This window comes from Pseudomonas sp. CFBP 13727 (assembly GCF_014841915.1).
GTDB lineage: Bacteria > Pseudomonadota > Gammaproteobacteria > Pseudomonadales > Pseudomonadaceae > Aquipseudomonas > Aquipseudomonas baltica.
Map to the genome: position 1 here is coordinate 239,779 of NZ_JACYUT010000004.1, position 18,790 is coordinate 258,568.

Annotated in this window: 14 protein-coding genes and 1 pseudogene; 14 read left to right on the forward strand and 1 reads right to left on the reverse strand. The window is 62.9% G+C overall.

The window, feature by feature from the left end; translation table 11 throughout:
- Positions 1-129 precede the first annotated feature (129 nt).
- Together IFT76_RS21060 and IFT76_RS21065 are read left to right on the forward strand one after the other, a co-directional pair.
- Positions 130-915: pseudogene (locus IFT76_RS21060) on the forward strand (cache domain-containing protein); the annotation flags it as partial.
- A gap of 423 nt (positions 916-1,338) precedes the next feature.
- Entirely contained in the window at positions 1,339-2,037 is a 699-nt protein-coding gene (locus tag IFT76_RS21065; RefSeq protein ID WP_446731104.1) for a methyl-accepting chemotaxis protein, read from the forward strand.
- A gap of 181 nt (positions 2,038-2,218) precedes the next feature.
- Here the strand turns inward: IFT76_RS21065 and IFT76_RS14410 are convergent, their stop codons facing one another.
- Entirely contained in the window at positions 2,219-2,629 is a 411-nt protein-coding gene (locus IFT76_RS14410) for a YkgJ family cysteine cluster protein (RefSeq protein ID WP_122480476.1), read from the reverse strand.
- A 187-nt stretch (positions 2,630-2,816) separates the two neighbouring features.
- Between IFT76_RS14410 and IFT76_RS14415 the strand changes: the two genes are divergently transcribed.
- The 12 genes from IFT76_RS14415 to mdoH all read left to right on the forward strand — a co-directional run bounded on the left by IFT76_RS14415 (position 2,817) and on the right by mdoH (position 18,446).
- Positions 2,817-5,267 carry a glycogen/starch/alpha-glucan phosphorylase gene (locus tag IFT76_RS14415; protein WP_122480475.1) on the forward strand — a complete coding sequence of 817 codons (2,451 nt, stop codon included), beginning with the start codon at positions 2,817-2,819 and terminating at the stop codon, positions 5,265-5,267.
- Between the two features lie 330 nt (positions 5,268-5,597).
- Positions 5,598-6,608, forward strand: coding sequence for a class 1 fructose-bisphosphatase (locus IFT76_RS14420; protein ID WP_122480474.1), 1,011 nt, complete (start codon positions 5,598-5,600; stop codon positions 6,606-6,608).
- Between the two features lie 327 nt (positions 6,609-6,935).
- A complete protein-coding gene (locus IFT76_RS14425; protein ID WP_446730990.1) occupies positions 6,936-7,424 on the forward strand; it encodes a lipocalin family protein in 489 nt (162 codons plus the stop codon).
- 146 nt (positions 7,425-7,570) lie between these two features.
- Positions 7,571-8,281: a histidine utilization repressor gene (hutC, locus tag IFT76_RS14430; protein ID WP_240998863.1), complete on the forward strand. Its 711-nt coding sequence runs from the start codon at positions 7,571-7,573 to the stop codon at positions 8,279-8,281.
- 114 nt (positions 8,282-8,395) lie between these two features.
- The gene (locus tag IFT76_RS14435; RefSeq protein ID WP_122480471.1) at positions 8,396-9,364 is read left to right on the forward strand and encodes an ABC transporter substrate-binding protein; all 969 of its coding nucleotides are present in this window, start codon (positions 8,396-8,398) and stop codon (positions 9,362-9,364) included.
- Between the two features lie 45 nt (positions 9,365-9,409).
- Positions 9,410-10,261 (forward strand): ABC transporter permease, encoded by an 852-nt coding sequence (locus tag IFT76_RS14440; RefSeq protein ID WP_122480470.1) that lies wholly within the window; start codon positions 9,410-9,412, stop codon positions 10,259-10,261.
- Entirely contained in the window at positions 10,258-11,079 is an 822-nt protein-coding gene (locus tag IFT76_RS14445) for a quaternary amine ABC transporter ATP-binding protein (RefSeq protein ID WP_192058986.1), read from the forward strand. Before IFT76_RS14440 ends, IFT76_RS14445 begins: the two co-directional genes overlap by 4 nt.
- 134 nt (positions 11,080-11,213) lie before the next feature.
- Positions 11,214-12,359, forward strand: coding sequence for a PheS-related mystery ligase SrmL (gene srmL / locus IFT76_RS14450; protein ID WP_192058988.1), 1,146 nt, complete (start codon positions 11,214-11,216; stop codon positions 12,357-12,359).
- Positions 12,360-12,463: 104 nt separating this feature from the next.
- Positions 12,464-13,435, forward strand: coding sequence for a prolyl aminopeptidase (pip, locus tag IFT76_RS14455; RefSeq protein WP_122480467.1), 972 nt, complete (start codon positions 12,464-12,466; stop codon positions 13,433-13,435).
- Positions 13,432-13,869 carry a D-aminoacyl-tRNA deacylase gene (dtd, locus tag IFT76_RS14460; RefSeq protein ID WP_122480466.1) on the forward strand — a complete coding sequence of 146 codons (438 nt, stop codon included), beginning with the start codon at positions 13,432-13,434 and terminating at the stop codon, positions 13,867-13,869. Before pip ends, dtd begins: the two co-directional genes overlap by 4 nt.
- Before the next feature lie 262 nt (positions 13,870-14,131).
- Positions 14,132-15,877, forward strand: a complete 1,746-nt coding sequence (locus IFT76_RS14465; protein WP_342214285.1) for a glucan biosynthesis protein G — start codon at positions 14,132-14,134, stop codon at positions 15,875-15,877.
- Positions 15,870-18,446 (forward strand): glucans biosynthesis glucosyltransferase MdoH, encoded by a 2,577-nt coding sequence (mdoH, locus tag IFT76_RS14470; RefSeq protein WP_192058990.1) that lies wholly within the window; start codon positions 15,870-15,872, stop codon positions 18,444-18,446. Before IFT76_RS14465 ends, mdoH begins: the two co-directional genes overlap by 8 nt.
- Positions 18,447-18,790 lie beyond the last annotated feature (344 nt).

The following is an 18,790-nucleotide window of genomic DNA, read 5'->3' on the forward strand; positions in this document are numbered from 1 at the left end:
ATAGCGCAGGCAATATCGATTCCCTCCGAAGGGGGCCCCGTGAGCCTGCTACCTACCAAGATCATGTCCCGCTTCAGCTTGGGCATCCTGTTCATCCTTCTGGTCACGACGGTGGCCATCTACGCGGTCATGGTACTCAGCGGCGAGCCCAAGCTGATCCAGTCCAACACCAAGAGCGCCGAGCAGTCGGCCACGGCCATCGCTCGGCAGCTGTCGATCCAGCTGGCCGAGGTCGAGGGGCGCGTCGCCGCGCTGGCGAGTTTGGGCGCGACGCTGCGGGCCGACGTCGAGCTGGTGAAGGGTGCATTGGCACCGATCATCGACTCACAGGGCGATGCCGCCATTGCCGGTGGTGGCCTGTGGCCCGAGCCCAATGCGTTCAGCGCAGGCGTGCCGCGGCGCAGTTTCTATTGGGCGCGCAGTGGGCAGGGTTTGGGTTATTCCGAGGAATACAATGCCGGCGCCGTCGATGACTATCACGCCGCCGACTGGTACGTGCAGGGCAAGGCATCCGCGCCTGGCCGCTGCGCGTGGTCGGATGCCTACGAGGATCCGGTCAGCAAGATCCTGATGACCACCTGTACCGTGCCCTACAGTCGTGAAGGACGTTTCGCCGGTGTGGCGACCATCGACCTGACACTCACGGGCTTGGCCAACTTCCTCAAGTCCAACGGGCAGGTCACCGGGGGTTATGCGTTCGCCATCGACCCCTCGGGCAAGGTCCTGTATTTCCCGACCGCCAACGACAAACCGGCACCTGCCGACGAGGCGGCGATGCTCGCTGCCTACCCTTGGTTCAAGGGCGTTGCCGATTGGCGCAGCAGCGGCCAGCGCGAAGCGCAGACATTTCATATCGATCAGGACGCGCAACTGGGTGGGGCGGGCTACATCAGTCTCACGCGGGTGCCGGCCAGTGGTTGGGTGGTGGGCCTGGCCACGCCGCAGGCACACATGACCGGCATTGCCAGCAAATTGACTGTGGATATCCTCACCACCTTGCTGCCGATCCTTGCATTGGTGTTCGGTCTGGCCTGGCTGGCCGGGCGCGCGGTGTTCAGTCAGATCAACGAAACCACGGCACAGATCGACAAGCTGGGCGAGCAGGGCGGTGGCGCCAGCGCCGAACTGGACGTGGCTCGCGCGGACGAGATCGGCCTGCTGCGCGGGGCGGTCAACCGTTACGCCGGCAACCTGCGCAGCATGCTCAAGGCCATCGCCGATGAGGCGCTGCGCCTGCAGAAACAGTCCGATGACGTTGCTCGGTTGTCGGTGATCATGGCCGAACGCGCCGAAACCCAGCGTCAGGACAACACCTTGCTGGCCACGGCGATTACCGAGATGTCGTCCAGTGCCCAGGAGGTTGCCTCCAACACCACGGAGTGTTCCGACACCGCGCAGCTGTCGCTGTCGACGGCGCGCCAGAGCCAGGGGCATGTTCAGCAGAACAGCCAGACGATCAATTCCTTGACCGGTGATATCGCCAGCGTGGCACAGGCGATCACCAGCCTGGGTCAGGACATAGAAAGTGTCAGCGGCGTGCTCGACGTGATCAAGTCGATTTCCGCGCAGACCAACCTGCTGGCACTCAATGCCGCGATCGAAGCCGCTCGCGCCGGTGAGCAGGGGCGAGGTTTTGCAGTGGTTGCCGACGAGGTGCGCACCCTGGCAGGACGGACCCAGGCTTCGGCCGACGAGATCCAGGAGATGATCGGCGAACTGCGCCAGGCGTCGGTGAAGGCGGTCAATACCATGGTCGCGGGCGAGGACCGCACGCGGACCGTGGCGCAGCAAGCTGACGTGTTGAGCGTGTCGCTGGGAAGCACGGTGGTCGGTTTCGACGACATCGTCCAGCGCACCCAGCAGATCGCTGTGGCCGCCCAGGAACAGAGCCATGTCACCCAGGAGATCAACGAGCTGGCAGTGCGCATTCACGCAGCCAGCGAAGACGGCGCCCGCGATGCGTCGAGCCTCAGTGAATTGAGCCAGGGCATGCAGGCCCTGTCGACCCGCCTGGCGGGGCTGAGCCGACAGGGGTGACCGGCGGCAATTGGGCGGCGCTCCCTTCGCGGGCAGAGCCCGCTCCCACAGGGGGGAGGCGTGTGGCGATGTTCTGTAGGAGCGGTCATTGGCCGCGAAAGGGCGTTGCGGTGTGTCAGGCAGGCCGTGGTATGGCCTTCGCGGGCAGGGCCTGCTCCCACAGGGGTCGCAGGGACGTTACTCAGCCTTGGCGCGATACTGGCTTGGGCTGGTAGGCACAGAAGCCTGGGCGAGGCCCGATCTTCGGATGATTGCGGCAGGTGTCCGGACGCTTTTCATAGATGGTGCACAGGCGGCTTTTCTTGTCCAGGTACAGGCAATCGTTGTTGCTCATGCGCGTCAGGGTGAAAATGCCCGACTTCTGGTTGAAGCGCTCGACGATACCTTCCTTCTGCAAACGCTTGGCGACGTTCTTGGGGGGGTCGCCTTTCTCGAACTCATCCACCACGCCGATACGGATCAGGTCCTTGATCTTCACTTCCACCGGCAGCGTGCAGCAGGTCGAGATACAGGCGCCGCACATCGGCGCGGAATATTTCTGCCAGGTGTCCAGGCGGTCCACTTCGGCGGCGGCAATCAAAGAGCTTTTCATCGTCAGGTCATCAGGTAACGTGGATCAGGGCGCGCGATCATACCGGCATTGGTGAAAAAGTGAACAACCATCTGCCTGAAACCCTGCTAATCGTGCAAAGTTACGAACCTGAGCATTCAGCGTGTGTCGAAGCGTCTAGGCTCAGGTATTCCATCTAGAATCGTCAATTTCCCCGAGGACGCATTGCATGTCTCAGGAACCGCTTGTCCGTGACGCCGAGGTGGCCGATTTCCGCGCTGCTGTACTCGCCAAACTCACCTACGCGGTGGGCAAGGACCCCGATCACGCATTCGACCATGACTGGTTCGAGGCCATTGCCCTGGCGGCGCGCGACCACATGGTCGAGCACTGGATGGATCACACCCGGCAGATCTACCGCAAGGGTCAGAAACGGGTCTATTACCTTTCGCTGGAATTCCTCATCGGCCGGCTGCTCTACGACAGCTTGAGCAACCTCGGGCTGCTGGACATCGCCCGTGAAGCGTTGACCGACCTGGGCGTGGACCTGGAACGCATCCGTCTGCTCGAGCCCGATGCAGCGCTGGGCAATGGTGGCCTCGGCCGCCTGGCCGCCTGTTTCATGGAAAGCATGTCGACCCTGGGCGTCGCTGCCCACGGCTATGGCATCCGTTACGAACACGGCCTGTTCCGCCAGGCCATCGTCGACGGCTGGCAGCAGGAGCAGACGGAAAACTGGCTGAATTTCGGCAACCCCTGGGAGTTCGAGCGTCCTGAAGTGATCTACCCGATCAGCTTCGGTGGCCATGTGGAAACCGTCACCGACAGCGAAGGCCAGCAAAAGCAGGTGTGGTGGCCCAGCGAGACCGTTCGCGCGGTTGCCTACGACACGCCAGTGGTCGGCTGGCGTGGCTCCAGTGTCAACACGCTGCGTCTGTGGCGTGCGCGGGCACTGGAAGAGCTGCATCTGGAACGCTTCAACGCGGGCGACCACCTGGGCGCCGTGGCCGAAGTGGCACGCGCCGAGAGTATCTCGCGGGTCCTGTACCCCGCCGACAGCACCGAGGCGGGCCAGGAGTTGCGCCTGCGCCAGGAGTACTTCTTCGTTGCAGCCTCCCTGCAGGACCTGTTGCGTCGTCACCTCAATGGCAACGACAGCCTGCTCAACCTGTCCGACAAGGCCGCCATCCAACTCAACGACACTCACCCCTCCATCGCCGTGGCGGAGCTGATGCGCCAGTTGGTGGACGAACATGGCCTGGCCTGGGACACGGCGTGGGAAATCACCGTCAACACCCTGGCCTACACCAACCACACACTGTTGCCCGAAGCGCTGGAAACCTGGCCGGTGGGCTTGATGGAACGCATGCTGCCGCGGCACATGCAGATCATCTACCTGATCAACGCCTATCACATCGATTCGCTGCGCGCCAAAGGCCAGGACGACGTCGATGTGCTGCGCGCGGTATCGCTGATCGAGGAAGACAACGGCCGTCGCGTGCGCATGGGCAACCTGGCGTTCCTCGGCTCGCACAGTGTCAACGGCGTGTCGGGCCTGCACACCCAGTTGATGCGCAGCACCGTGTTCTCCGAACTGCACAAGCTCTATCCCGACCGGATCAACAACAAGACCAACGGCATCACCTTCCGCCGCTGGCTGTACCAGTCCAACAGCGAGCTGACCGCCATGCTGGTCGACAAGCTCGGGCCGGAACTGCTCGACAATCCGGAAATGCTGCTGAAGAACCTCGAGCCTTTTGCCGACCAGCCCGAGTTCCGCAAGGCGTTCGCTGCGCAACGACTTAACAGCAAGAAAGCACTCGCGCGCATCATTCATGAGCGCGTGGGGGTGGCGGTCAATCCCGAGGCCATGTTCGACGTTCAGGTCAAGCGCATCCACGAGTACAAGCGGCAATTGCTCAACCTGATGCACACCGTGGCGCTCTACCAGGCCATTCGCGCCGAGCCGGAGACGAACTGGGTGCCGCGGGTGAAGATCTTCGCCGGCAAGGCCGCGGCCAGTTATCACCAGGCCAAGCTGATCATCAAACTGGCCAACGACATCGCCCGGGTGGTCAACAACGACCCGACCGTGCGGGGCCTGCTCAAGGTGGTGTTCCTGCCCAACTACAACGTGAGCCTGGCGGAAAGCATCATTCCGGCAGCGGATCTGTCCGAGCAGATTTCCACGGCCGGCTACGAAGCATCGGGCACCAGCAACATGAAGTTCGGCCTCAATGGCGCCTTGACCATTGGTACGCTGGACGGTGCCAACGTCGAGATGTGCGAATTCCTGGGCAAGGAAAACATGTTCATCTTCGGCATGACCGCCGCTCAGGTGGAGGAACGCAAGCATGCCGGGGGCTACAGTGCCCATGGCGATGTCGCGGCTTCCCATCGGTTGAACGATGTGCTGCAGGCCATCCGCGGTGGGGTGTTCTCGCCGGATGATCCATCGCGCTATGTCGGGTTGGTCGATTCGCTGACCAATTACGACCGCTTCCTGTTGTGCGCCGATTTCGACGCGTACTGGGATGCCCAGCGCAAGGTCGAAGACACTTGGCACGACGCCGACAAGTGGTGGCGCATGGCGGTATTGAACACGGCACGCATGGGCTGGTTCTCTTCCGACCGAACCATCCGCGAGTATGCGCAGGATATCTGGCAGGCGTTGGAGTAGGGCCAGGATCGGCGGCGCTCTTTTCGCGGCCGAAGACCGCTCCTACGGATGTCTGTAGGAGCGGTCATCGGCCGCGAAGAACGCACCGCGGTGTATCAAATACAGCGCACCAGCCTTTTCGCGGCCACAGACCGCTCCTACGGATTTTTGTGTTCATCCGGTAGGAGCGGTCATCGGCCGCGAAGGGCTCGCCGCATACTCGGCGGCGAACTATATTCCCTGATAGCGATCTGATGGCTGCCGCGGCGTGGCTAGCGCTCGCTAGGTTTGACCGCACCCGTGTAAACTGTGCGGGCTTTCCCCAACCCCTTTTCTACTCCGGAGTCGTCCATGTCCCGCGTTACCCTGAGTCGCTACTTGATCGAGCAGACCCGCAGCAACAACACGCCGGCCGATCTGCGCTTCCTGATCGAAGTGGTGGCGCGCGCGTGCAAAGAGATCAGCCATGCGGTGTCCAAGGGCGCCCTGGGTGGCGTGCTTGGCAGCATGGGCACCGAAAACGTCCAAGGTGAAGTGCAGAAGAAGCTGGACGTGCTGTCCAACGACATCCTGCTCGAAGCCAACGAATGGGGCGGTCATCTGGCCGGCATGGCGTCCGAAGAAATGGACAACGCCTACCAGATTCCCGGCCAGTACCCCAAGGGTGCCTACCTGCTGGTATTCGACCCCCTCGACGGCTCTTCCAACATCGACGTCAACGTGTCGGTCGGCACCATCTTCTCGGTCCTGCGCTGCCCTACCGAGCACCTGAGCCAGAACGACAGCCTCAAGGAACAAGCCTTCCTGCAGCCAGGCACCGAGCAGGTCGCTGCCGGTTACGCCATCTATGGCCCGCAGACCATGCTCATCCTGACCCTGGGCAACGGCGTCAAGGGTTTCACCCTGGATCGCGAAATGGGCAGCTTCGTGTTGACCCACGAGAACATGCAGATTCCGGAAACCACCGCCGAGTTCGCCATCAACATGTCCAACAAGCGTCACTGGGAAGCCCCGGTGACCAAGTACGTGGACGAGCTGCTGGCCGGTGAAGAAGGCCCGTTGAAGAAGAACTACAACATGCGCTGGATCGCCTCGATGGTCGCCGACGTGCACCGTATCCTGACCCGCGGCGGCTTGTTCATGTACCCACGCGACAGCCGCGAGCCAGAGAAGCCAGGCAAGCTGCGCCTGATGTACGAAGCCAACCCGATGTCGTTCCTGGTGGAGCAGGCCGGTGGTGCTTCGACCGATGGCCGCCAGCGCATCATGGACATCAAACCCGAGGGCCTGCACCAGCGTGTTGCCGTGTTCCTGGGTTCCAAGCAGGAAGTCGAGCGCGTCACCGGTTACCACACCGAGTAAACGCCGCACGGCCAGCAGTTTCTAGCAGAGGCCGTGCCCCCCTCTGTGGGAGCGGGCTCTGCCCGCGAAGAGAGCGGCGCGGTGTGTCAGGCAGATCGCGGTGAGGCCTTCGCGGGCAGAGCCCGCTCCCACACATTAAATACCGTGCCCCGCTCCCATAGGGGCTGCTTGCCAATTGGAACCCGCGCCGCTTCCGCTCTTCTAAGCAGCACATCCCCTGTGTCTGCCGTTCGAGGAGAGCCCCCCATGTCGTTGCGCACGTTTGCCTTGCTGCCTTTGTGCCTGTCGCTGTTGATCGCCGGTTGCAGCAATGCCCCCGACGCCAGCATGGCGCCACGTACCGTCGACAGCGTAGACCTGAAGCGCTACCAAGGCACTTGGTACGAAGTGGCCAGGTTGCCCATGTTCTTCCAGCGCAACTGCGCCCAATCCGAAGCCCATTACACCCTGCAGGCCGACGGCAACATCGGCGTGCTCAACCGCTGCCGCACCGACAGTGGCAAGTGGCAGGAAGCCAACGGCACCGCTTCGCCGCAGGTCCCCGGCAAGACCGACAAGCTGTGGGTGGTGTTCGACAACTGGTTCTCCAGAATGGCCCCAGACCTGGCCAAGGGCGACTACTGGGTATTGGACGTGGACGACGGCTACCAGCACGCGCTGGTCGGCAGCCCGAACCGCAAGTACCTGTGGCTGCTGTCGCGCACGCCGCAGGTGTCCACGGCCGTGCGCGAGCGCATGCTGACGAAAGCACGCCAGCAGGGCTATGACACCACGCGCCTGATCTGGCGCGCGGCGGATGCCGATATCGGCAAGTGATGGCGTGACCCCGCTCGCGCCCGGCCCGTGCAGAGTTGTCCTGCCCAGGCGCGAGTCGCGTTACAATGTCACTCGCTGTGCCCCACGAATCAATCCAAGGAATTCTTGTGCCGACTCCGCCCGTTGTCCCTGCGCTGGCTGCCCAGATGGGCGAAAGTCCGGCGCCCTTGTATGCCCGCGTCAAACAGATGATCGCGGTGCAGATCCTCAACGGTACCTGGCCACCGCACTACCGGGTGCCCTCGGAAAGCGAGCTGGTCAACCAGTTGGGCTTCAGCCGCATGACCATCAACCGCGCCTTGCGCGAGTTGACGGCCGAAGGCCTGTTGGTGCGCATGCAGGGCGTAGGGACGTTCGTGGCCGAGCCGAAAAGCCAGTCGGCGCTGTTCGAAGTGCACAACGTCGCCGACGAGATCGCCGCCCGCGGCCACCGCCACAGCAGCCGCCTGGTATTGCTGGAAGAAGAAGCGGCCGGCGCCGAGCGCGCCTTGACCTTGAACATGCGCGAAGGCCAGCGAGTGTTTCATTCGATCATCGTCCACTACGAAAACGACATCCCGGTGCAGATCGAGGATCGCTACGTCAACGCCCAGATTGCTCCGCAATACCTGCAGCAGGACTTCGTCGAAGAGACGCCTTATGCCTACCTGACCCGTGTGGCACCGCTGACCGCCGGCGAGCACCTGGTGGAAGCCATGCTTGCCAACCCCAGCGAGTGCGAACTGCTGCAGATCGAGCGCGGCGAGCCCTGCCTGCTGATCCTGCGGCGCACCTGGTCGGGCAAGACGCCGGTCACGGCGGCGCGCTTGATCCACCCAGGTTCGCGTCATCGGCTGGAAGGACGCTTCACCAAATAGGCCTGCTGGCGACACAAATACGCCAATCTGCCACAGGTCGCGCAGAACAATGGCTCATCGCGCGGTCACAGCCATAGACCGCCGTGACCCATGGCCCATGTGGAGCAGGACCCGATGAAACTGAACAAGACCCTCCTGGCAACGACCCTTTCCCTGGGCTTGCTGGCCGCTGCCGGTAACAGCCAAGCCGCCGGGTGGTGCGAATCGGGCAAGCCGGTGAAATTCGCCGGCCTGAACTGGGAGAGCGGCATGCTGCTCACCGACCTGCTGCAGTTCGTGCTGGAACACGGCTACGACTGCAAGACCGACAGCCTGCCGGGCAACTCCATCACCATGGAAAGTGCCTTGGGCAGCAACGACATCCAGGTATTCGCCGAGGAATGGGTCGGTCGCAGCGAGGTCTGGAACAAGGCCGAGCAGGCGGGCAAGGTGGTGGGTGTAGGCGCGCCGATCACCGGCGCCGTGGAAGGTTGGTACGTGCCGCGCTATGTGGTCGAAGGCGACGCCAAGCGCGGCCTCGACGCCAAAGCGCCCGACCTCAAAGCCATCGCCGACCTGGGCAAATACGCCCAGGTGTTCAAGGATCAGGAAGAACCGAACAAGGGTCGTTTCTACAATTGCCCGGCCGGCTGGACCTGCGAGCTGGAAAACAGCGAAATGCTCAAAAGCTACGGCCTGCTGGACAGCTACACCAATTTCCGCCCAGGCACAGGGCCCGCCCTCGATGCGGCGGTACTGTCGAGCTACAAGCGTGGCGAACCGATCCTGTTCTATTACTGGTCACCGACCCCTCTGCTGGGCCAGGTCGACGTCGTCAAGCTGGCGGAAAAACCCGGTGTGGACAAGACCATCAGCATCAAGGTCGGCCTGTCCAAGGCCTTTCACGACGGTGCGCCGGAATTGCTCGGCGTGTTCGAAAAGGTCAACCTGCCCATCGACCTGCTCAACCAGAATCTGGCGCGCATGAGTCGCGAGCGTATCGAGTCGCCCAAGCTGGCGCGCCTGTTCCTCAAGGAGCACCCGGACGTCTGGAAACCATGGGTCAGCGAAGCGGCCGCCACCAAGATCGAAGCAGCGCTTTGACCTGGTCTTTGGTATCGACAAAGCCCCCAGCATCGAGAGCGCCCCATGTTTCCTGAAAGCTTCACTTTTTCCATCGCCAACTGGGTCAATGACGGCGTCGATGCGCTGGTGACTCGCTATGGCGATGTCTTCCGGCAGATATCCGACACCCTGCTGTGGGCCATCGTCAACCTGGAAAGTCTGCTGCGCATGACGCCCTGGTGGCTGATGCTGGCAATCGTCGGCGGCATCGCCTGGCATGCATCGCGCAAGTGGCTGACCACCGCGGTCATCGTCGGCCTGTTGTTTCTGGTCGGCGCGGTGGGGCTGTGGGACAAGCTCATGCAGACCCTGGCATTGATGCTGGTTGCCACGCTGATTTCCGTCGTGATCGCCATTCCCCTGGGCATCCTTGCCGCACGCAGCGACCGTCTGCGCGCGGTGCTGATGCCGCTGCTCGACATCATGCAGACCATGCCCAGCTTCGTGTACCTGATCCCGGTACTGATGCTGTTTGGCCTGGGCAAGGTACCGGCCATCTTCGCCACCGTGATCTACGCGGCGCCGCCGCTGATACGCCTGACCGACCTGGGCATTCGCCAGGTCGATCGCGAGGTCATGGAAGCGATCAATGCCTTCGGTGCCAATCGCTGGCAGCAGCTGTTCGGTGTGCAATTGCCGTTGGCCCTGCCGAGCATCATGGCCGGCATCAACCAGACCACCATGATGGCGCTGTCGATGGTGGTGATTGCCTCGATGATCGGTGCCCGTGGCCTGGGCGAAGACGTGCTGGTGGGTATCCAGACCTTGAACGTGGGCAAGGGGCTCGAGGCCGGGCTGGCAATCGTCATTTTGGCGGTCGTGATCGACCGCATCACCCAGGCCTATGGTCGTCCCCGTCACGAGGCAGGCCGATGAACGCGCCGAAGATCGAAGTGCGCAATGTCTACAAGGTGTTCGGCAAGCGCGAGAAAGAGGCACTGGCGCTGAGCCAGCAAGGGCAGAGCAAGGAGCAGGTGCTGGCCGCCACCGGTTGCGTGGTCGGGGTCGACGACCTGTCGTTGTCGATCGCCGCAGGCGAGGTGTTCGTCATCATGGGGTTGTCCGGTTCGGGCAAGTCCACCTTGGTGCGGCATTTCAACCGACTGGTAGATCCTTCCAGTGGCCAGATACTGGTGGATGGCGAGGATATCCTGCGCTACGGCATGCCGGCGCTGCGCGAATTTCGCCGTCGCAAGATCAGCATGGTGTTCCAGAGCTTCGGCCTGCTGCCGCACAGAAGCGTGCTGGACAACGTCGCCTATGGCCTCAAGGTGCGGGGCGAGAGTAAGGCGCTGTGCGAGGAGCGCGCGCAGCACTGGGTCGAAGCGGTGGGCCTCAATGGCTACGAACACGCCTACCCGCAGCAGCTTTCCGGCGGCATGCGCCAGCGTGTGGGCCTGGCGCGGGCACTGGCAGCCGACACCGACATCATTCTCATGGACGAGGCATTCAGTGCCCTGGACCCCTTGATCCGCGCCGAAATGCAGGACCAACTGCTGGAACTGCAGACCCGCCTGCACAAGACCATCGTGTTCATCACCCACGATCTGGACGAAGCGCTTCGCCTGGGCAACCGGATCGCCATTCTCAAGGACGGACGCCTGATCCAGGCCGGCACCGCCAGGGAAATCCTGCACAACCCGGCCGACGACTATGTGGACCGGTTCGTCCAGCGGCGCAGCGTCGCGATCTGAAGCTCCAAACGGCCTGTTATTCAGAAACGTCCGACAGACGTTTCTGAATAACAGGCCTTTCAGACTTTTCTGATTGTGGTCCCCCAATACCCTGCCTAGCGTGCAGGCATTCGCCTCGAACAAGGAATGCCTGCATGCCCGTCACCAAGCACTATCTCAGCCATGAAGCGATACACAAGGCGCTGCGCATTGCCGACCTGACCGACGCCTGCGAGCCGCCCCATGCCGTGCGCCTGCTGGTCAAGGATCTGCTTGCCGGCCTGGTGCGACAAGGCTGGCCCTTGGCCGAGGTGCACAAGGGGCCGCGGATCATCTCTGCCGTGGAAAACTTCCAGCTGTGCGGCGACGATCCCCAGGTGATGGATGAGGTAGGCAACCACAGCTGCTGGGTGGATGACGAACTGCTGCTGCGCACCCAGACCAGCAGCGCGATCATCACCGGCCTGCAAGCGGCGGCGGCGCGTCGGGCACCGGGCGAAACCATCATGCTCGCCGCACCGGGCATCACTTTCCGTCGCGATATCCGTGATCGCTGGCATTGCGCCGAGCCGCACCAGATGGACATCTGGGTACTGGGCGACGCCGAACTGGGCAATCGTCAGGATCTGCTGCGTCTGGTCGGTGATGTGCTGGACATCGCCGTGCCGGGGCGAATGTGGGGGCACAGCTGCGGAGCCTGCGGTTTTACCCGCGATGGCCTCAACGTCAGTTTGGTGACCCGCCAGGCACCGGTGGACATCCTCGCCTGCGGCTGCATCTGCTCGGCGTTCCTGCAGCGTCTGGAGGTCGATCCCCAGGCCCATGGTGGTCTGGTTCTGCGCCTTGGGCTGGACCGCCTGGCCATGCTGCGCAAGGGCGTTCCGGACATCCGCCTGCTGCGCGACGGCCATCCCCAGGTGCAGGCGCAGATGGGCGACCTCAAGGCCTGGCAGCCCCTGTACCGCCAGCCGGCGATCAGCCGTGACCTGTCGCTGGCGGTGGCACCGGGGTTGGGGATCGAGGACATCACCGAGCAGGTCCTGCAGGTGGCCGGCTACCGCGCCAGCTGGATCGAGGAACTGCACATACGCGGCTGCTGGCCGTTCGAGGAATTACCCGCGCTGACCATCAAGCGCCTGGGCATCGTTCGCGGCCAGCACAACCTGGTGCTGCAGGTGGTGCTGCGCGACCACGCCCAGTCCCTGACTGCGCAGCAGGCCGACGGCTTGTATCGCGATATCCGCACGGCTTTGCACCAGGGCGTGCCGGGTGGCGCCTATCTGGTAGGGGAGCGCTTGTGAAACCCTGCAGTGGAAACCCTGCAATGAATAGGGAGAATGCGCCGAGCGGTCATTCGGGTTTATGATGGCCAACGGCAGAGACCCAACATCCAACGGAGCGCACGATGCAAACCTTGTACCCGCAGATCAAACCCTACGCCAGGCATGATCTGGCCGTGGAAGAGCCGCACGTGCTGTATGTCGACGAAAGCGGCTCGCCCAAGGGCTTGCCGGTGCTGTTCATCCACGGCGGCCCGGGCTCCGGGTGCGACGCGCAGAGCCGTTGCTACTTCGATCCCAACGTCTATCGCATCGTGACCTTCGACCAGCGCGGCTGCGGCCGCTCCACGCCTCATGCCAGCATCGAGAACAACACCACCTGGCGGCTGGTGGCAGACATGGAGCGCATTCGCGAGCACCTTGGCATCGACAAGTGGGTGCTGTTCGGCGGTTCCTGGGGCTCCACGCTGGCCCTGGCCTATGCCCAGACCCATCCCGAGCGGGTCCACGGCCTGATCCTGCGCGGCATTTTCCTCTGCCGCCCGCAGGAAATAGAATGGTTCTACCAGGCCGGCGCCAGTCGCCTGTTCCCCGACTATTGGCAGGACTACATCGCGCCGATACCGCTGGATGAGCGCGGCAACCTGTTGCAGGCTTTCCACAAGCGTCTTACCGGCAACGACCAGATTGCCCAGATGCATGCGGCCAAGGCCTGGTCCACCTGGGAAGGGCGTACCGCGACCCTGCGGCCCAACCCGCTGGTGGTCGATCGTTTCTCCGAGCCGCAGCGTGCGCTGTCGATCGCGCGCATCGAAACCCATTACTTCGTCAACAATGCCTTCCTCGAGCCCGACCAGCTGATCCGCGACATGCCGCGCATCGCCCACCTGCCGGCAGTCATCGTGCACGGCCGCTACGACGTGATCTGCCCGCTGGACAACGCCTGGGCGCTGCATCAGGCCTGGCCAAACAGCGAGCTGCAGGTCATTCGCGACGCGGGTCATGCCGCCTCGGAGCCGGGCATTACCGACGCTTTGGTGCGCGCTGCCGAGCAGATGGCGCGGCGTTTGCTGGACCTGCCCCTGGAAGAAGCGTGAAGGGGCTGCTGCAGCGGGTCAGCCAGGCCCGCGTCGAGGTGGCCGGGCAAACCATCGGGGCCATCGACCAGGGGCTGTTGGTGCTGGTAGCGGTCGAGCCGGACGACACCGCCGCCAGCGCCGACAAGCTCCTGCACAAGCTGCTCAACTATCGAGTGTTCAGCGACGAGCAAGGCAAGATGAACCTGTCGCTGAAGGATGTTGGCGGCGGCCTGTTGCTGGTGTCGCAATTCACCTTGGCGGCGGACACCCGCAGCGGCCTGCGCGCAGGCTTCTCCACTGCGGCTGTGCCGGCCCTGGCGCAGGCGCTTTTCGAGCACCTCGTGGACGCTGCAAAAAAAGCGCATCCACAGGTTCAGGTCGGGCAGTTCGGTGCCGATATGCAGGTAAGCCTGACCAACGATGGCCCCGTAACCTTTTTGTTACAAATTTAATGGCCTATTGCTGGCGAGTTTGCAGTCGTCGTCCGTTTCTCACAGCATAAATACTTGAGCTACCCTGATGCGTTGTGACGCGACGTACTAGATAATCGCGCGCCAGGGGGCCACATTTCGCTACCCGGTATGTCCAGTTTGAAGCGTGTCCGGCTCCGCTTGGGGAATCATTGTGCCCTTTTGGAGTCGGAACAGTGCTCGCCAACCCGGCGCAAGACTGCTGGCCGTTGGTTTTTCGATATGTTTTCGGCGAGGGTTGCTCGTGATTGTTAGTCCTTTAAATGCTTCAAGAACACCCCGCACTCGGTTGCGCAATGCGATGCTGGCCGGGTCTGCACTGTTCTGCCTGTTCAGCGCCAGCCAACTCTGGGCCTTCAGCCTGGATGATGTTGCCGGACGCGCCAAGGAGCTCGCCGGTCAGAAATTCGAAACTCCGCGCAGCAATCTGCCCAAAGAGTTTCGCGACATGAAGTTTGCGGACTACCAGAAGATCCGTTTCCGCAACGAAAACGCCGAATGGGCCGACGCCAAGACCCCGTTCAAGCTGTCCTTCTATCATCAGGGCATGCACTTCGACACCCCGGTGAAGATCAACGAAGTCACCGCTACCACCGTCAACGAAATCAAGTACGACCCAGCGCGTTTCGATTTCGGCGACCTGCAGTTCGATCCCAAATCCACCGATCAGTTGGGCTACGCCGGTTTCCGCGTCTTGTTCCCGATCAACAAGGCGGACAAGCAGGACGAAATCATGACCATGCTGGGCGCGAGCTACTTCCGCGTCATCGGCAAAAACCAGGTCTACGGTCTGTCGGCCCGCGGCCTGGCCTTGGATACGGCATTGCCGTCGGGCGAAGAGTTCCCGCGGTTTCGCGAGTTCTGGGTCGAACGGCCGAACGAAGGCGACAAGCAGTTGGTGATCTTCGCCCTGCTCGATTCGCCGCGCTCAACCGGTGCCTACAAATTGACCTTGCGTCCGGGCAAGGACACGACCGTCGACGTCGAGTCGCGGGTGTTCCTGCGTGACCGTGTCAGCCGCCTGGGCATTGCGCCGCTGACCAGCATGTTCCTGTTTGGCTCGAACCAGCCGTCCCGTGTGCAGAACTACCGTCACGAGTTGCACGACTCCACCGGCCTGTCCATCCATGCCGGCAACGGCGAGTGGCTGTGGCGCCCGCTGAACAATCCCAAGCACCTGGCCGTGAGCAGCTTCACTGTCGAGAACCCGCGCGGTTTCGGTCTGCTGCAGCGTGGCCGCGAGTTCTCCCGTTACGAAGACCTCGATGACCGCTATGACAAGCGTCCGAGCGCCTGGATCGAGCCCAAGGGCGATTGGGGCAAGGGTACCGTCGACCTGGTCGAAATTCCGACCGCCGACGAAACCAACGACAACATCGTGGCCTTCTGGAACCCGGAAAAGATCCCGGAGCCCGGTCAGGCGCTGGAGCACAACTACCGCCTGCACTGGACCACGGACGAAGACGAGTTTCACTCGCCCGACGTTGCCTGGGTCAATCAGACCCTGCGTTCGACCGGCGACGTGAAGCAGTCCAACCTGATCCGTCAGGCCGATGGCAGCATTGCCTTCCTGATCGACTACGAAGGTCCGGTGCTGGCCGCTCTGGCTGAAGACACCGCCGTTCGCAGTCAGGTCAGCGTCGATGACAACGCCGAGCTGGTCGAGAACAACGTCCGCTACAACCCGCAGACCAAAGGCTGGCGCCTGACCCTGCGGGTCAAGGTGAAGGATCCGAACAAGGCCGTGGAAATGCGTGCAGCGCTGGTCAAGGATCTGCCGGTGGAGCCTGTCAAGGCAGCCGAGCCGGTCGAAGACAAGGCTGCGCCCAAGCATGACAAGGCACACGGCAAGGCCGACAAGGCTGCCGAGGTTGCACAGGCTCCGGCACCCGCCGCGCCTGAAACCGCTCCCGTCACACCGACCGAACCGGTCAAGACCGAGCAGGTCCTGACTGAAACCTGGAGCTACCAGTTGCCCGCCGATGACTAATTCTCCAGCTCGGCCAGAATCGCTTGGCGAATATCTGGCTCATTTGCCCCTGGGGGACGCACAGCGCGCAGAACTTGCCGACTGCACGTCCTTCACCGAACTGCACGAGCGCCTGTCCGGGCGCCCGTCGCACGATGCCGTGCTTGGCGCACAGAACTCGGTCGAGCAGCGCCTGCGGCTGGACTCGGCTGCCGAGCTGGAAGAGGCCGAGATGCTTGGCGTCGACGCCAGCGGTCGCCTGCAGCTCAAGGCCACGCCACCGATCAACCGCACGCTGGTGATTCCCGAGCCGTGGCGCACCAACGTGCTGGTGCGGGTATGGCGCAAGCTGACCGGCAAGGCCAGCAAGCCCGAGCCCACCAGCGACAAGCGGGTGCTGCCGAAGGCACGCTGGCGCTGGGTCGGTTCGATGCGTCGCTACATTCTGCTGGTGCTGATGCTGGGCCAGACCATCGTCGCCGGCTGGTACATGAAAGGCATCATGCCGTACCAGGGCTGGGGCATGGTCGACCTCGACGAAGTGGTTCGTCAGCCGATCATGCAGACCGCTACGCAGGTTCTGCCGTACTTCCTGCAGACCAGCATCCTGATCCTTTTCGGTATCCTGTTCTGCTGGGTATCGGCGGGTTTCTGGACGGCGTTGATGGGCTTCCTCGAACTGCTTACCGGTCGCGACAAGTACCGCATCTCCGGTGCCAGCGCGGGCAACGAGCCGATCGAGGCAGGCGCGCGTACCGCGCTGGTCATGCCGATCTGCAACGAAGACGTGACACGCGTCTTCGCCGGTTTGCGCGCCACGTTCGAATCGGTCAAGGCGACTGGTGACCTGGATCGTTTCGACTTCTTCGTGCTCAGCGACACCAACGACCCCGATATCGCGGTTGCCGAGCAACAGGCGTGGTTGGAAGTGTGCCGCGAAGCCGGTGGTTTCGGGCATATCTTCTACCGTCGTCGCCGCCGTCGGGTCAAACGCAAGAGCGGCAACCTCGACGACTTCTGCCGTCGCTGGGGCAGCGAATACCGCTACATGGTGGTACTCGACGCCGACAGCGTAATGAGTGGCGAATGCCTGACCAGCCTGGTTCGCTTGATGGAAGCGACCCCGGATGCGGGCATCATCCAGACCGCGCCCAAGGCTTCGGGCATGGACACCCTGTACGCGCGCATGCAGCAGTTCGCTACCCGCGTGTACGGTCCGCTGTTCACCGCCGGCCTGCACTTCTGGCAGTTGGGCGAATCGCACTACTGGGGGCACAATGCGATCATTCGCATGAAGCCTTTCATCGAGCACTGCGCCCTGGCGCCGTTGCCGGGCAAGGGTGCGTTCGCCGGTGCGATTCTTTCTCACGACTTCGTCGAGGCGGCACTGATGCGCCGCGCCGGCTGGGGCGTGTGGATTGCCTATGATCTGCCGGGCAGCTACGAAGAACTGCCGCCCAACCTGCTCGACGAGCTCAAGCGCGATCGCCGCTGGTGCCACGGCAACCTGATGAACTTCCGGCTGTTCCTGGTCAAGGGCATGCACCCGGTTCACCGGGCGGTATTCCTCACCGGCGTGATGTCGTACCTGTCGGCACCGTTGTGGTTCTTCTTCCTGGTGCTGTCCACCGCGCTGCTGGCGGTGAACACGCTGATGGAGCCGACCTACTTCCTGGCGCCGCGTCAGCTGTACCCGCTGTGGCCGCAATGGCACCCGGACAAGGCGGTGGCGCTGTTCTCCACCACCATCGTGCTGCTGTTCCTGCCCAAGCTGCTGAGCATCATCCTGATCTGGGCCAAGGGCGCGAAAGAATACGGCGGCCGTTTCAAGGTCACCTTGTCGATGCTGCTGGAAATGCTCTTCTCGATGCTGCTGGCGCCGGTGCGCATGCTGTTCCATACCCGTTTCGTGCTCGCCGCGTTCCTGGGTTGGGCCGCGACCTGGAACTCGCCGCAGCGTGACGACGACTCCACGCCCTGGAGCGAGGCGATCAAGCGTCATGGCTCGCAGACGCTGCTGGGCGCGGCCTGGGCTGCCCTGGTGATCTGGCTGAACCCCAGCTTCCTGTGGTGGCTGACTCCGATCGTGGGTTCGCTGATGCTGTCGATCCCGGTGTCGGTGATCTCCAGCCGGACCAATCTGGGCATGCAGGCACGCGATGAGAAGTTGTTCCTGATTCCCGAGGAGTACGACACGCCACAGGAGCTGCTGTCCACCGATCGCTATACCCAGGCAAACCGTGATAACGCGCTCAAGGATGGTTTCGTGCGTGCCGTTGTCGATCCGCGCCAGAATGCCTTGGCCTACGGCCTGGGCACGGCGCGGCACGGCAAGGCTGCGCCGATCGAAAGCATGCGCGCGCAGTGGGTGCATCAGGCACTGGAGGGTGGCCCGCAGAAGCTCGACAACAGCACGCGCATGTCGCTGCTCAGTGATCCGGTAGCGATCTCGCGTCTGCACGAGCATGTCTGGGCTGACCAGAACGTTGCGTGGCTGGAAGCGTGGCGTCAGTCCAAGCAGGCGGAGCGGCAATCGCCGGCTGTGCCAACGCTGGACACCGCTGCAGCGGCAGGCTTGCAGAACGCCTGACCGTGTTGGCCTCATTCGCGGGCAGAGCCCGCTCCCACAAGTAGCAAAAGCACTCCTGTGGGAGCGGGGCGGGCGGCTGAGCCCTCTGCCCGCGAATGCTGCACCTCGATATTCCTGCCATGCCCCCCAACAGCGCCATCTGGCACCCACAGGCATGCTGCAGTTCTTTGTAGGAGCGGTCAGCGGCCGCGAAGGCCGCACCACGGTTACTCCGCCATGCCCTCCAACAGTGCCACCTGGCACTCATTTCATCGCCAAACTTTGTTCAACCCCCTGTTTGAGTTAGGATCGCACCCCGAAATGGTGCGCCCAGGCTTGGCCGTGCCCGAAGTTGGCTAGGGGAA